Source organism: Desulfopila sp. IMCC35008, assembly GCF_010646885.2.
In the GTDB taxonomy this organism is placed as follows: domain Bacteria; phylum Desulfobacterota; class Desulfobulbia; order Desulfobulbales; family Desulfocapsaceae; genus Desulfopila.
Genome location: NZ_CP050700.1, coordinates 1,116,475 through 1,131,756, shown reverse-complemented (window position 1 = coordinate 1,131,756; position 15,282 = coordinate 1,116,475). Strand labels below are relative to the sequence as shown.

At 48.5% G+C, this 15,282-nt stretch carries 14 protein-coding genes and 1 tRNA gene; 7 read left to right on the top strand and 8 right to left on the bottom strand.

What is annotated here, in order from left to right:
• Nucleotides 1-13: 13 nt before the first annotated feature.
• From GA520_RS05125 to serA, 4 genes are all read right to left on the bottom strand, one after another.
• Nucleotides 14-89 (bottom strand) — tRNA-Gln (locus GA520_RS05125).
• Nucleotides 53-976 carry a 4-(cytidine 5'-diphospho)-2-C-methyl-D-erythritol kinase gene (ispE, locus tag GA520_RS05120; RefSeq protein WP_163339625.1) on the bottom strand — a complete coding sequence of 308 codons (924 nt, stop codon included), beginning with the start codon at nt 974-976 and terminating at the stop codon, nt 53-55. The genes GA520_RS05125 and ispE overlap by 37 nt, the downstream gene beginning before the upstream one ends.
• A 37-nt stretch (nt 977-1,013) precedes the next feature.
• Nucleotides 1,014-1,358, bottom strand: coding sequence for a DUF1844 domain-containing protein (locus GA520_RS05115; RefSeq protein ID WP_240910219.1), 345 nt, complete (start codon nt 1,356-1,358; stop codon nt 1,014-1,016).
• 45 nt (nt 1,359-1,403) lie between these two features.
• Nucleotides 1,404-2,996, bottom strand: a complete 1,593-nt coding sequence (gene serA / locus GA520_RS05110; protein ID WP_163339626.1) for a phosphoglycerate dehydrogenase — start codon at nt 2,994-2,996, stop codon at nt 1,404-1,406.
• Nucleotides 2,997-3,512: 516 nt separating this feature from the next.
• Between serA and gltX the strand changes: the two genes are divergently transcribed.
• From gltX to feoB, 7 genes are all read left to right on the top strand, one after another.
• The gene (gene gltX / locus GA520_RS05105; RefSeq protein WP_163339627.1) at nt 3,513-4,994 is read left to right on the top strand and encodes a glutamate--tRNA ligase; all 1,482 of its coding nucleotides are present in this window, start codon (nt 3,513-3,515) and stop codon (nt 4,992-4,994) included.
• 36 nt (nt 4,995-5,030) lie between these two features.
• Complete coding sequence (locus GA520_RS05100) at nt 5,031-6,731, top strand: glutamine--tRNA ligase/YqeY domain fusion protein (RefSeq protein ID WP_163339628.1); 1,701 nt, start codon at nt 5,031-5,033, stop codon at nt 6,729-6,731.
• Between the two features lie 59 nt (nt 6,732-6,790).
• The gene (locus GA520_RS05095) at nt 6,791-7,033 is read left to right on the top strand and encodes a FeoA family protein (protein ID WP_163339629.1); all 243 of its coding nucleotides are present in this window, start codon (nt 6,791-6,793) and stop codon (nt 7,031-7,033) included.
• Nucleotides 7,034-7,539: 506 nt separating this feature from the next.
• Nucleotides 7,540-7,845 (top strand): FeoA family protein, encoded by a 306-nt coding sequence (locus GA520_RS05090; RefSeq protein WP_163339630.1) that lies wholly within the window; start codon nt 7,540-7,542, stop codon nt 7,843-7,845.
• 93 nt (nt 7,846-7,938) lie between these two features.
• On the top strand, nt 7,939-8,112 hold the full coding sequence (locus tag GA520_RS27075) for a FeoB-associated Cys-rich membrane protein (protein ID WP_163339631.1): 174 nt from the start codon (nt 7,939-7,941) through the stop codon (nt 8,110-8,112).
• Nucleotides 8,109-8,360 carry a FeoA family protein gene (locus GA520_RS05085; RefSeq protein ID WP_163339632.1) on the top strand — a complete coding sequence of 84 codons (252 nt, stop codon included), beginning with the start codon at nt 8,109-8,111 and terminating at the stop codon, nt 8,358-8,360. The genes GA520_RS27075 and GA520_RS05085 overlap by 4 nt, the downstream gene beginning before the upstream one ends.
• 131 nt (nt 8,361-8,491) lie before the next feature.
• Nucleotides 8,492-10,705, top strand: coding sequence for a ferrous iron transport protein B (feoB, locus tag GA520_RS05080; RefSeq protein ID WP_163339633.1), 2,214 nt, complete (start codon nt 8,492-8,494; stop codon nt 10,703-10,705).
• A gap of 357 nt (nt 10,706-11,062) precedes the next feature.
• Here the strand turns inward: feoB and GA520_RS05075 are convergent, their stop codons facing one another.
• The 4 genes from GA520_RS05075 to GA520_RS05060 form a co-directional block, all read right to left on the bottom strand.
• Entirely contained in the window at nt 11,063-11,740 is a 678-nt protein-coding gene (locus tag GA520_RS05075) for a hypothetical protein (protein WP_163339634.1), read from the bottom strand.
• Nucleotides 11,741-11,753: 13 nt separating this feature from the next.
• Nucleotides 11,754-12,335: a sigma-70 family RNA polymerase sigma factor gene (locus GA520_RS05070; protein WP_163339635.1), complete on the bottom strand. Its 582-nt coding sequence runs from the start codon at nt 12,333-12,335 to the stop codon at nt 11,754-11,756.
• A 275-nt stretch (nt 12,336-12,610) separates the two neighbouring features.
• Entirely contained in the window at nt 12,611-14,143 is a 1,533-nt protein-coding gene (locus GA520_RS05065; RefSeq protein ID WP_163339636.1) for a gamma-glutamyltransferase family protein, read from the bottom strand.
• Nucleotides 14,140-15,279, bottom strand: a complete 1,140-nt coding sequence (locus GA520_RS05060; protein ID WP_163339637.1) for a YbdK family carboxylate-amine ligase — start codon at nt 15,277-15,279, stop codon at nt 14,140-14,142. Before GA520_RS05060 ends, GA520_RS05065 begins: the two co-directional genes overlap by 4 nt.
• Nucleotides 15,280-15,282: the final 3 nt, after the last annotated feature.

The following is a 15,282-nucleotide window of genomic DNA, read 5'->3' as shown; positions in this document are numbered from 1 at the left end:
TATGTATACGAGTTGGCTGGGGCGGGAGGATTCGAACCTCCGCATGCCGGGATCAAAACCCGGTGCCTTCACCACTTGGCCACGCCCCAACACTAGCTCGCACTACAAAAACTTTATAACAGTATTCCCGGCGGATGCTTTCTGCTACAGCCGGTAAATCAATCTCTTCAGAATCCGCATCCGGAAACAGCCCGAACACCGTCGGCCCGCTTCCCGACATCATAGCCGCCGAAGCACCTGCTTTTAGCAGGCGCCCCTTCATTTGCTCGATTTCCGGAAACTTTCCAGAAGTAATCCGCTCCAAATCATTATGCATATTTTTTAATGACAACGAAGGGGATTCGTCTTTCCGAAAACCAGCCAATATAGAATTTTCATTTTGTCTTGTCAACGCAAAAGTTTCAAAAACCCATTTGGTCGACACCTCAAAATCCGGATTCACCAGGATGTAGGTATAATTATCCAACGAGGGTACCGGTTCCATTATGTCACCGACCCCTCTGGCCAGCACGGCAGAATGTTCCACGGCAAACAGAGGCACATCAGCCCCTAACGAACGCGCCATATCAACCATCTGCTGCTCACTGAATTCAAAATCACACAGCCTGTTCAGCCCACGCAGGACAGTACCCGCATCACTCGACCCTCCACCCAGACCGGCAGCAGCAGGGATATTCTTCTTGAGGTGTATACGTATACCATGGTGACCAAACCGACTGCTATTTTTTAGAAAAACATCAGCAGCCTTCCAGGCCAGGTTGGTATGATCCGAAGGGACTCCTAATGTGGAGCAAGCAAGTTGAATACCCGCAGCGGTGGTCGGCTGTAAACATATCTCATCATACAGCGCCAGCTTTTGCATCCAGGTTTCCAGCTCATGATAGCCATCCGCCCTTCTACCGACCACATGCAGATTCAGGTTAATTTTTGCAGGAGCCCACAGGGTCAGGCCTCCTTTGTCGTCAACAACGTCCAAACCGTTTATTCCTGCTGTCGCAATAACCTACTGATTATTATTTTACTGCTTTTACGAAACGAATTTTCACGTCATAGACGATATTTTTGAGCATCTCTTCTTCTTCGTGGTTGAGATTGCCTTTCGTCTTTTCCTGCAACATGACAAGAGTATCGATCGCATGCCGGGCAAGATCATAATTAACCTCACTCTTTCCCGTCGCCGGATCCTGAATTTCTCCAAGATGATACAACGCAGAGGTGTTGAGCGACATGATAAATGCGGAAAATGTCACTTCAGGCATTACACACTTGCCTTCCCTGTCCGGGACTTTACCTTCGCCGCAGCCGCAATCGCCGGTTTTCACATCATTTTTGTCCGGGGTCTTTTCTTCCATCATCATTCCTTCCAGATAATCAATTACTTGTAAAGGCCCCGGACCTTATGCTTATACGCCGTTAAGATCAAGAACCTGTGCTGCACTCACCTGATCGAGGTCGAGCACTTTCTTCAACAATTCCTTTGAAACCAGCTGGTCCGTACAGACCAGGATTATATTTTGATTGCTCTCCTCCTCATGGCCGACCGTCATACGGGAGATATTGACATCATCATTGCCGAGTGTAGTGCCCAACGCACCGATAGCTCCTGGAACATTTTTATTAAAGACCAACAACATCGGACCAGTAGGCAAGGCTTCAAGCCTGAAGGAATTCAACCTGACAAGGCGCGGTTCATTCCTGCCGAAAACGGTACCAACCAGAACGTTCTCCCCTCCTTCTGATACGACCCTTATGGAAAGCGTATTGGTGAAATCACCAGACCTGTCAGTCTTGGATTCCACAACCCGGATACCGCGGTCTTTAGCAACTACCGGAGCATTAACATAATTTACCGCATCTTTCAGTATCGGAGTGAATAATCCTTTCAAAAAAGCGACCGTGATGGGACTGGTATTCAATTCTGCCAGTTCGCCACTGTACTCTAAGTTCACTTCCTGAACCCCGCCCTGTGATAGCTGCATATGCAGGGAGCCAAGTTTCTCACCCAGTGTAATATAGGGCCCGACCTGGGCCAGCACATCACTGGAAACAGAGGGCACATTCACCGCATTGGTGACTGAACCGCTGTTTAGGAATTCTGAGACCTGCCGGGCGATAATGAGTGCTACATTTTCCTGTGCTTCACTGGTCGAGGCTCCAAGATGCGGCGTACAAATAAAATTATCCAGGCCAAGCAGAGGGCAATTCTCAAGAGTTGTCGGTTCTTCGGCAAAAACGTCGAGTGCTGCACCACCTATCTGACCAGCCGCCAATGCTTCATAGAGCGCCTTCTCGTCGCAGACCCCCCCCCGCGCGCAGTCAATAAACATACCGTCCTGTTTCATGTTGTTGAAAAACTCCGTGGAAACCAGGTTGGCAGTCTCCTTGGTTTTAGGAACATGAACAGTAATGTAGTCGGATCGCTTCGCCAGTTCTTCCAGGTCTACAAGTTCGACCCCGATTTTCTCGGCCATTTCCGGAACCATGTGCGGGTCGAAGGCTATAGTCTTCATTTTAAGTCCCTGCGCCCTGCTTGCGGCTATAGAACCAATCCGACCTATACCAATAATGCCAAGAGTCTTACCTGTCACCTCCCGGCCCATAAATTTTTTCTTTTCCCATTTGCCGGCTTTCATCGAACCGGTTGCCTGCGGAATGTTCCTGGATAGCGCCAGCATCATGGATATGGCATGTTCAGCAGTGGTTGTGGCGTTGCCGTCAGGAGCGTTCATGACCACAATACCCTTCTGACTGGCAGCGGGGATGTCCACATTATCAAGCCCGATACCTGCCCGCCCCACAACTTTGAGGTTGGTGGCGTTTTGAAGCAACTCTTCCGTCACCTTGGTGGCACTCCTGATCACAAGCCCGTCATAATTACCGATAATTTTAGCCAGTTCTTCAGGCGGAAGACCGGTATTGACATCTACTGTCAGCCCCGCTTCCTCCATGACTTTAACTCCTACAGGTGATAAATTATCGCTGACCAGTACTTTCATTTTCACTCCTTTAACGGCGCACCAACCACTGCAATTCGCACTGAAGACGCACACATTTGCATATTTCGTAAAATAATCGACACAAATTGCCGAATACCGAACGTAAGCTCTAGTAAAGGCGAACATTCTTTCCATGTAAAATTCGAAAATATACTGCTTTACCAAGGAGAGAACAACAAAAATTCTGCCAATTACAGCCCTGTTTCATAAACTCAATTACGAATACCGGCTTCTGCAACGAATAATTCCTTTACTGCTTTTCCCGGAATGGTATTGAAGATTCATCCTAATGCGTATATATAGCATGCACATCCGGGTGAGAACCACCCTGCCGAGAAACAGCTAATTAGCACGGAGTAGCGCATAATTATCTCAATATAGATGGAAGAAAAGCGCTTTGCGCCGGTGTGAGAGATGTACAAAAGACAATTCGTGGTTACTTTTTGTACGCTTTAAATAGATGACTTTCACACCACAATTTTCACTGATACTACATTTTCTCAGGAGTTCTTTGCAATGACCGAAGTACGATTACGCTTTCCACCGAGCCCTACAGGGTACCTGCATATCGGAGGGGCCAGAACTGCTCTTTACAACTGGCTCTTTGCCAAGAAAAACAACGGTAAACTTATCCTCAGGATTGAAGACACCGATACCGAACGCTCAACCGACGAATCGATCCAGGGTATCATTGAAGGACTGGAATGGCTGGGTATCGATTTCGACGAAGGCCCCTATTTCCAGACCACGTTCGATGGCGACCATAAGGCAGCAGCCGAACGATTACTTCAGGAAGGAAAGGCCTACAAATGTTTTTGCACCAAGGAAGAACTCGACGCCAAAAGGGAAGCAGCCCTGGCAGCCAAGCAAAGTCTGGGATACGACCGGACCTGCAGAAACCTCAGTGCTGAAGAGGTTGCAGCCAAGGAGGCCGCAGGAACCCCGTCTGTTATCCGCTTCAAGGTCCCGGAACGTGAGGGTCGACTTGGTTACGACGATTCGATCCTCGGCCGAATTGAAGCTGATTACAAGGAACTCGATGATTTTGTCATCGTCCGCTCCAACGGGAAACCTCTCTATTTACTCTGTAACGTTGTCGATGATATCAGGGATCGTATCAGTCACGTTATCCGCGGTCAGGACCACATGACCAACACCCTTAAGCAGATATTACTTTACGAGGCTCTTGAGGCGCCGGTTCCGATATTTGCTCATATGCCGCTTACCCTTGACACCAAGAAGGCAAAAATCTCCAAACGGAGTCATGGTGAGATTGTTGCCGTCCAATTCTATCGGGATTGCGGTTTTATTCCCTGGGCTTTCAATAATTTTCTGGTTCTTCTTGGCTGGGCTCCCGGCAACGACCAGGAGATCTTTTCAAAAGAAGAGCTGATCGAAACTTTTTCGCTTGAACGCATCAACAAATCGAGCTCGATCTTCAATTACCGGAAAAACGACCCGAAATTCTTTACCGACCCCAAGGCCATTTCCATCAATGAACACTACCTGCGAACCATGGAAATATGTGAATTGGCCAAGCTGGTTGAGCCGGAACTGAAAGCCGAAGGATTATGGCAGGAGAGCTTCAACGGAGAAAAAAGAGAGTGGTTCCTGGCCACCCTCGATCTTATCCGGGACCGCTTCCATACCTTAAAGGATTTTACCAGCCTGGGACGTGCTTATTTTGGTGATGATTTTACCGTAGAAGAGAAGCCCCTCAAGAAAAATGTTTTAAAACATGACGGCCTGAAAGAATGGCTACCGATGCTCGCAGACCGCTATGAGCAACTTGATGACTTCACCCTTGAAAGTGCGGAACAGGCAGCACGAGACCTGGCTACGGAACTGGACATCAAACCGGGCATCATCATTAACGCCATGCGGACTGTGGTGACTGGGCAATTGGCAGGACCTTCAATGTTTGATATTCTTATCGCAATCGGCAGGAAAAAGGTAATTGAACGGCTCAGGGACGTCGCCAGGCTCTACCCGGCATAATCATTTTTGGGTACCCACTATCCTCAACAATCTATAATGAAAACTATGGAACCAAAAGACGTAAAAGAAGAAAAACCCCTCGATTTTATCAGACAGATCGTTGCGGAAGATCTTGCCAGTGGTAAACATAGCACGACCATCACCCGTTTCCCACCGGAGCCAAACGGGTTTCTGCATATTGGTCACGCAAAATCGATATGTCTCAATTTTGGCATCTCCGTGGAAAACGATTCAACTTGCCACCTGAGGTTTGACGATACAAACCCAAGCAAGGAAGAAACGGAATACGTGGAGTCAATCAAGAAAGATGTGCAGTGGCTCGGTTTCAATTGGGGGGACCATCTGTATTTCGCCTCCGATTATTTTGAAAAACTCTATGACTTTGCCGTCCAGCTTATCAAATTAGGCAAGGCCTATGTATGTGAGCTGAACGCCGAAGAGATGCGCCAGTACCGCGGCACTTTAACTGAACCTGGAAAAGAAAGCCCATATCGCAACAGATCCGTTGAGGAAAACCTGGATCTTTTCGAGCGTATGAAAAGAGGGGAGTTTGAAGAGGGGAGCCATGTTCTAAGAGCCAAAATTGACATGGAGTCTCCAAACCTCAATATGCGTGATCCTGTTATTTACAGGATACTTAAGACGGATCATCATCGCACCGGTGACACATGGTGCATCTACCCGATGTATGATTACACTCACTGTCTTTCCGATTCTATTGAGAATATCACTCACTCCCTCTGCACTCTGGAGTTTGAAGACCACCGCCCCCTTTATGACTGGGTGTTGGAGACGTTGCAGACTCCGTGTCATCCGCGGCAGATCGAGTTTGCCCGTCTCAACCTGACCTATACGGTCATGTCAAAACGAAAACTCCTGCAACTTGTAACTGAAAAGTATGTGGACGGCTGGGATGATCCACGCATGCTCACCATTTCCGGCCTCAGAAGGCGAGGATATACGCCTGCCTCGATCCGTAACTTCTGCCACACCATCGGTATCGGCAAAAGAGAAAGCTGGATCGACATGGGCGTACTTGAAAACGCAATCCGGGACGACCTTAACCCCAAAGCACCGCGAGTAATGGGAGTTCTCGACCCGCTGAAGTTGGTCATCGACAACTATCCGGAAGATAAAACGGAGATGATGACAGGGCAAAACCACCCACAAAACCCCGAAATGGGTACCAGGGAACTCCCCTTTAGCAGGGAACTCTACATCGAGCGGTCCGATTTCATGATCGATCCTCCCAGGAAATTCCACCGTCTTGGGCCCGGCCGGGAAGTCCGTCTTCGTTATGGGTACCTTGTAACCTGCGTTTCTTACGATACAGACGAAAGCGGTGAAATTACAGCTATTCACTGCACTTATGACCCGGAGACAAGAGGCGGCTCCGCACCTGATGGCAGAAAAGTCAAAGGCACCATCCACTGGGTGGATGCAAACTCAGCAATAGATTGCAAAATACACCTTTACGACAGGCTGTTCACCGTTGAACATCCGGATGCGGATAAGGATACTGATTTTAAACAGTTCCTCAATCCGGAATCTAAAGTGGTCATAGAACATGCCAAGGTTGAACCATCCCTTAAAGATCTGGAACCCGGAAGGCAGGTACAGTTTGAGAGAACTGGCTACTTTAGTCCGGACCCGGTGGATTCATCCCCCGGCAACCTTGTATTTAACAGGGTGGTCACCCTGAGGGATTCCTGGGCAAAAAAACAGAAAAATGGCTGATTTCACAGGCACCCTGGGGTACACAGGGAGTGACTTAACATTTTGCATTGAGGTGTAGTATGGCGCTTATAAATCTGCGTCAAATGAAGAAAAATCAATCGGGAACCATCCAGGCCGTTAAAGTGGGAGGAGAACTGGGCCGCAGAATCAGGGAAATGGGTCTGGTTCCTGGTACCGACATAACGATACAGGGTCGAGCCCCACTCTATGACCCGGTTGCACTTCGGGTCATGGGCGGTACCTTGACCCTGCGCAATAACGAAGCGGATTTTATTATTGTCGAAACCCCTAAAAGTACGTAGACCATTTGTTGTGGGGCAGGAGTCCTTCCTGCCCTATTCGTGCTAAAGCCACAGCCCATTACTCCTCTCAGCCCGAATTTTCCATGATTATTGTTTCGATTTGATTCTAATCCAGGCATTACCTGGCATTTAATACTACGTTGTCTGTTACCAAATCATACACAATGTTCATCCAAGGTGCCCTGAATGAGATCCGTGAAGACTTCGAATGTCCTTGGAGTGCTTCCCGGGAGGTACCTTCTTCGGCAGTTTTTTTAGCAGTAGACAGAGCTTGCTGTGTCTGCTGCTAAAAATTATTATTCCGGTGCAGCCTGAACTAATTAGAAATCCGAGCTGATATTCATATACTCCACAATCATTTTAATATTTCATCCCTTTCCTCACCGTTGATTGACCATAGTATTAGACGTGACTAATATTATTTCAATGGTTTGAAAAAGATATTGACTCACTTTCATGTTTGGTGTACCTAAGAAGACACTTTTACAATAAGGGCAGGAAAGGCTTTGAAAAAATTTAACCAGACATGTTGCAGTTTTGCTGACAGGGTACGGAAACGATTCGGGAAGCGTCGTTGCCATCATGGCATCTCCCCCCTCTCAAAGCATTATAATAATGGGCCGGTAAAAATCCACCGGGTAAAAGGCGACAGAAGGCAATGCGCCAGGATGGCCGATCTCGGCCTTTATCCTGGGACGGAAGCCGAGCTTGTCTGCCAGGAAAATGGCAGCCAGTGTATTCTGAAAGTGAATGGCAGCACCATCTGTCTCGACCAATCAATCACCGAAAATATTCTGGTCGAGGGCAGCTGAAAAATAGTATTTTTTATAAACTTTCCGTGTTCGCGGATTTTTTTTGGCAACAACAGTTAGTTGGTTCTAATTTTAGATGGCACCGTAAACAGTATGCTTCAGACAATTATCTCCACAATTATTATTGCCCTCTGCGCCTTCTTCGTAGGCAGAAGACTTTACAGGCAATTCAAGTCGGCAGTTGATCCGAATAAAACCATTTCCTGCAGCTGCAGTTGCCCTGACTGCTCAGTCTCTTCCTGCGACAGCAAGGAGCAATCATCATGAGCATAAAAAGAAAGACTGTCGAACTGCGGGAGATGCAAGAAAACCATACCGGCACTATCGCTGCCATCCGCGCCGGGGGAGAACTGGGAAGAAGAATCCGTGACATGGGCATTATAACCGGATCACAAATTACCGTCTGTGGCAGGGCTCCACTCAAAGACCCGGTAGCCTTCCGGGTTCTCCACACCACCCTCACCCTCAGAAATAACGAGGCGGATTATATCTCTGTTCAGATTCTCGAAAAGTAGAACAGATCTCCTCAAAAAATATTTTCTGTTTTTATCTTCGATAGAATAGTATGCAGATGCTTTACAGCTTACATAATTTCCAGGTTTGATTTGCCTGCTTTAGACTTTTAATTAACTTCTCTGAAACCACAATGAAAGATTCACTATCCGTAGCCTTGGCCGGCAACCCCAATGCCGGTAAGACAACACTTTTCAACCAAATTACAGGTGCACGCCAGCACGTAGGGAATTACCCCGGAATTACGGTTGACCACAAGGAAGGAAAGGCCACACATAATGGCCACAAAATAATTGTCACCGATCTTCCCGGCATTTACTCGATGACTGCCTACACTGCTGAGGAACTCGTTTCGAGAGATTATCTGGTAAACGAGAGGCCCCAGGTCGTTATTAATATCGTTGATGCCTCCAATCTGGAACGAAACCTTTATCTCACCTGCCAGTTCATGGAACTGGGCGTTCCCATTGTAATCGCCCTGAACATGATGGATGTAGCCAAAGACCGGGGGATAGAGATCAAGGCTGACAGGCTGTCCGAGCTTCTTGGCGTGCCCGTTGTACCTATTATTGCCCGGTCAGGTATGGGACAGGAAGAACTGCTTGATGCCACCATAGCTCTTGCCGGGGAAAACCGGGAATGGACTCCCCGCGATATTTCATACGGCGAAGACATTAACGATACGATCATGACCATCATCGATCTGGCCGCCGAGAACGATTTCCTGACCGAAGACTATCCTCCCCGCTACACCGCCATAAAATACCTGGAAAACGATGAACAAATAGTCGAGAAAGGACGATCAACCAACCCCGGGATGGCCGACAAACTTGAGGCCATGGTTGAAAGGGTCAGCAACCATACCATGAAAACCATGGAAGTGTACCCGGAAGCCATCATAGCCGATCATCGCTATGGTTTTATTAAGTCTATTGTTAAACAAGGGGTTATCACTCACAAGTTTGATGCCGACAGACTCTATACCTCAGACAAAATCGACAAGGTATTGACCAACAGGCTCATCGGGCCGGCCATTATGCTGCTTATCCTGCTGGGACTTTACCAATTCACCTTCTCGTGGAGTGAGGCGCCCGTTGCCTGGCTTGAATCATTTTTTGGATGGATAGGCGGCCTGGTCGAATCAACGATGCCTGATGGACTGCTCAAATCAATGATTATTTCCGGGATCATTGATGGTGTAGGCGGTGTACTCGGTTTTGTACCACTTATCATGTTCATGTTTTTTGGTATCGCCATTCTCGAAGACTCAGGCTACCTTGCCCGTGTCGCCTACATGATGGACAGGCTGTTCCGCATTTTTGGCCTGCATGGTTCGTCAGTCATGCCGTTTATCGTCTCCGGAGGTATTGCCGGCGGCTGCGCAGTTCCCGGCGTTATGGCAACCCGCACATTGCGCTCACCGAAAGAGAGAATGGCCACCCTGCTTACCGTCCCGTTTATGAACTGCGGGGCCAAGCTGCCTGTATTGGCCCTCCTTATTGGTGCTTTTTTTAGTGAGCATCAGGCTCGTTACATGTTCATATTCACCATGCTGGCCTGGGTTGTAGCCCTGCTCGCTGCCAAGATCCTTCGCTCAACGGTACTCCGGGGTGCGCCAACACCTTTTGTTATGGAACTCCCTCCTTACCGTTTCCCAACCATGCGCGGCCTGCTCATTCACACCTGGGAGAGAACCTGGCAGTACATTAAGAAGGCGGGAACTGTTATCCTGGGAATATCCATTTTACTTTGGGCCTTGATGACCTTCCCCGGACTCCCGGAACAGCAATCCGCCCGGTTCGAACAAAACAGGCAGACTATTCTTGCCGCGCATCCCGAGCTTGAAGAAATTAAAGCGAGTTCAGGCATTGAGAAACTCCCGGCAACATCCCGCCAAGCCTATACAGAACTTATCAGAATAGATAATCTTGAAAGTGAAGCGACCTTAAGGAACTCGTTTGCGGGCAGAATAGGGACAACTCTTGAGGGCTTCTCGCGTTTTGCCGGTTTTGACTGGCGAACAAACATAGCACTGGTTGGAGGCTTTGCTGCAAAAGAGGTTATCGTTTCAACCCTTGGTACAGCCTACTCCATGGGGAATGTGGATGTTGAGGCCACAGAGAGCTTAAGCCAGCGGTTGCAACACGACCCAAACTGGAACCGTGTAGCCGCCGTGGCAGCCCTTGTCTTTATAATGTTCTATGCTCCCTGCTTCGTTACCGTGGTCTGTATTGCCAGGGAATCCTCATGGAAATGGGCAGCTTTTTCCATTGTCTTCAACACCGTTTTTGCCTTTATGCTGGCAACTCTCGTTTATCAAGTCGGCACCATACTCAATCTTGGTTAAGCCAAATTAATGCTTGATATCGTGTAAAGTTCCGTCAAAGGTAGTGGGATCCGCAATACTTTGCCCCTTCACCAAAAAAAAAAGCGCCTGGTGATACACTCACCGGGCGCTTAGGGGGGGAAAGGAGAAATAATTCTCTCATCTACAAATAAAGCAAGAACAAGGCCAACCGAAAAATAAATTACACTATCACGCAACTTCAGCACGATAACAAACTATTCCTGTCTCTTCCTGCATACCAGCACTGAACATGTGCGCAAATTTTTCCCGTTACCTGCGCAAGTGGGAAATGTTTGCACACTTTCTTGTGATCGAAATATCGTCCGGACTGCATCATGGCCTTTCGCCCCTTTCTTCTCAACTTACCACAGCATAGACATTACCGTTCTTTTTCCAGAAAGTTATCCGGTTCTCTTCTATGCCCAGGGTATACGTTTTTCCCAACTCAATATGGAAGCCGGCATCATTTTCATCTACTACAAAAACAGATACCAGTTCGTCGCCTTTGCCATACACCATGTGAATTACCCGGCAATCCTCAATCGTGCAAAACCGCGCACCCTTCACAGTAAATCCTTCAGGAATCCGATCAGGAGAACCGACTTTTCGTTCCACATTTCCAGTCAGCCATACGGCGGGATCGTCAACAGGATCGTAAATGTCCAATGCCCCGTGATTGAGATGTCCCGCTAGAACGGAGGCTGCGAGTTGATCCATGGTTATAAAATCAGGTCGCTGATTTAAGACCATCGCCACACCAAAAACGAAGCAGAGAGCGACTACGGCCCCGATAAAACCGGTGACACCTTTTCGCGCACGAGATCGGTCCAGACTCATATCAATGCGCTGCATCAAGCCATCCGGTATTGACTCTCCTGCCATAGCCTCTCGGATACAACGATCCAGAGCTTCATCCTGCAACATGAGTTTGCTGCACTTTCTGCAGGACTCGGCATGGATGCGGGCGCGATCTGCTTCAGATACATCATGTATATCCCGGTTTTCTAACCATGAGATAAATGATTCACATTTCATGTGGACCTCCCTTCTAAACGAACAAACCGGTGAGGTAGATAATATCTGCACCTTTTTTCCCGGTACCGAAAGCACTTTTCACCAGACTGGATTTGAGATGTTTCTTTCCACGAGCTAAACGGGACATGACTGTCCCGATGGGTATATCAAGAAAATCGGCGATCTCCTGATACGTCATTTCTTCCATATAATAAAGCACAACAATCGTCCGGAACTTTTCGTCTAACCCGGCCAGTCCTTTCTCCACCCGTGCCTTATCCATCTTATTGTCTAACTGTTCAACAAAATCAACGCCTGCCGTGTCCGGAATATTTTTAAGGTACCCGGAACCGTCGTCCAGTAGCGGCCTTTTGATATATTTCCGGTGTTCCCTCAAAAAATGGCTGCGCAGGATTGAAAACAGCCAGGCCCGGCATTTACCTGTATCCCGCAACTGGTGAAATTTCCGGTAAGCGGTATACATCGTTTCCTGGACCAGATCTTCGGCATCATAGGAGCGGGATGTATATTTCATACCCATATTGTACAGAAACTCCATATGAGGATAGGTGAGTTCCTTGAACTTTTTTTTATCTACACGTCGTAAAATACCCATCACGTTCTCCGATTACCGGATGTCAGTATCCCTAATCCGAATTTCTCATCAGTCCGTAGTGAGCATTGGGTGAAGTCTTTCATGTACAGATATTGCTTTAACTAACTGCAAGATCTAATGAAATCCTGAATTGACACAATGCTCATGAGAAATAGAGGTTAAGATGCTACGAACAGCACCATTCACAGGATACCTATTTCAGTTCTGATTATATGATGAAGAAGCGGGCGTACCTATTCCCGGAAAAATGGGCTGTGCTCAAAAACTGGGCATTTTTATTGAGAAATCTCCACGACCGTCCCTCCCCGACGCGGGTCTCCTGCACCGCTTTCCCCTGGAATGACAGCATGGACTCCACCGAAATAAACATCTTTCTGTTCCCAGATAACAGTTTTCACTCTCTCCTGCAGGATATCGGTCACAGATCTCGGAAAACCGGGTTCAACCTGAAGACGGTCCTCATCCCAGTAAAGTCTGGGAGCAGCAACTGCCTCGTCAAGGTCTCTCCCGAAATCCACAACCTGGCTTATTACCTGGCTGATCGCGGTACGGATTCGTTTTGATCCACCACTGCCGATTACGAGCTGTACTTTATCGTCGCGCAACAAAAGGGAAGGAGACATCATGGAACCAACCCGTTGTCCGGGAGGGCTGGAATGAAACCCTTCCGGATGGAGATCATCTTCTCCCATCATATTGTTGAGCATGATGCCGGTTCCCGGCGCAAAATACCCGGACCCCTCACCGTTTGAACAGGTCATCGATGCACAGTTCCCTTCACAATCAGCTATGGACACGTGGGTTGTCCCCCTGGAGAAAAGCCGACCATCAGCTGTCTGCTCTCCCACAGTCCTGTTAGCCAGATATTTCCGCAACGCGCCAGGATTAGTAATTCCCAACGCCCTTTTCCGTTCCACATCCTGCATCAACCGTACAGTGCGCAGCAAATGATCGGAGGACCCCCAGGAGTCTTTTGGTATGTCACCAGAAGCAGCGAGAAGCGAGAGGGATAAACCGATCAATGTTCCTCCCATGGATGGTTCCGACGGTGTCAGGAAGGTGTAACCGCGATACGGTATCCTGAGTGGTTTTGCTTCGTGCACCCTATACCCGGCCATATCTTCCATGGTCAACAAGCCGCTTTGCCCGGCCATCTCCGAGACTATTGCCGAGGCGATCTCACCCCGGTAAAAACTTTCGTCACCCTCGATCGCGATTTGATCAAGATAACCTGCTAATTCGGGATTACAAAGTCTATCCCCGCTTTGCAGGTAGCTGCCTCCCGGTTCATATAACTTTTTCCCCACTTCGCTTATCGTCATGATAGGGTAGAGCAACCTCAAAAAATGTGCCTGCTGCTGATTCAGGACATGGTCTGCCGCCAACTCCCTGGCAGGCCTGATAACCTCCTTCAAACCAATCCGACCAAGTTTGTTATGAATATGCAGCAATCCTTTCAGGGTGCCGGGAACAGCAACTGAGCCGAGGCCCACATTGAAGTCTTGTGATGTTCCGGAAAAATTAACGGTAACAGGAAAAAAATCAGGGGGCTCATTGTTCCTGATTCCACCCCTGCCCGGTGTATCGACAAAAAAATCATAGTATAGTTCCTGCCCCTTCTGAGCGTTGTACCCCACCATCAGACCACCGCCCCCCAGACTTGTGAGTGCCGGTTCCACTACCGCTGACGCAAAACCCGCAGCAACCACTGCGTCAAAGGCGTTGCCTCCCTCGGCAAGGATCGTACCCGCAGCCCGGCAGACCTCTTCGTGACCTGCTGCCACTATTGACTTCTCATATCTGCTCATTTCCAGAACTCCTCCTGCAAGGCCCTTATCACTCTCAGGAAACTCTTTTCCCTGTTATATATTCTTCGCTGCAGTGCGGCCACCGAATCACGGACAAGGATGTCCTCCACCAGTTGCAAGTGTGAAGCACACCCCAGCCTCACCGAATAGGGCTGGATACGTTTCAGCAACTGCGTACACGCCTGCTTCATACCGACCGGACCAGGACTAATCATACCTGAAAGGTCGATAAAACGTCCCTGCAGCCCATGTCGGGCCGCCTGCCACTTGTTTGCCTGGAGAATGGTATTATCAGGAGGTTTTTGAACATCTTCCTGTTCTGCCAGGAAAGCACCCAGACATTGTATGGCCGCTGTCAGACCGAGTATATCATTGAACCGACCCGGCAAATCGCAGATGCGTATCTCCAGGGTTCCGAAAGCAGGATTCAGCCGCGCATCCCACCAGAGATCCTCCAATTCATTGATAATACCTAATCGTTTCAGCCTGTCCACACCCGCAACCAAATCGTTCCATGACGTAAACCTGTTATAGATTCCTGCCAGGGGAAGCATCTCAAACAACTTCGTGCGATAGGACATAAATCCGGTATCCACTCCTTGGAAATACGGTGAAGATGCGGAAAGTGCCAAAAAAATTGGCAGATATTGTTGAATGGAATTCCAGACCCGGACAGCGGTATCACCATCCGGCATACCGATGTGAACATGGAAACCTTGCGAAATGAATTGCCGGCCAACCAGCTGCAGTTCTTCCATGATTCGGTTATACCTTACATCGGACGACAACACCTGATCTTCGATGCGGGCAAAAGGATGAAGGCTTGCTGCATAGAGTAAGGCCCCGTTATCTTTCGCCAGCTCTTCGGCAAGACAACAGGTCTGTTGAAGGTCATACTCCACATCATCCATGGTGAAACAGACCCCGGTGCGTATCTCAAGGATTGAACGAATGAGTTCTTTGGCGATTCGGGGTCTTAATATCGGTGGGGCATTTTCATACAGAGTTGGGGCAAAAGGTGCCAGGTTGAGGGTCTCAGCATCCAGAGTCTGGAATTCAACCTCAACGCCAAGCGTATATCGTGAACTTGCAGTGAACTTCATCCTGCGTGGTTCCCCCTCTACCGGTTGGCTCACCAC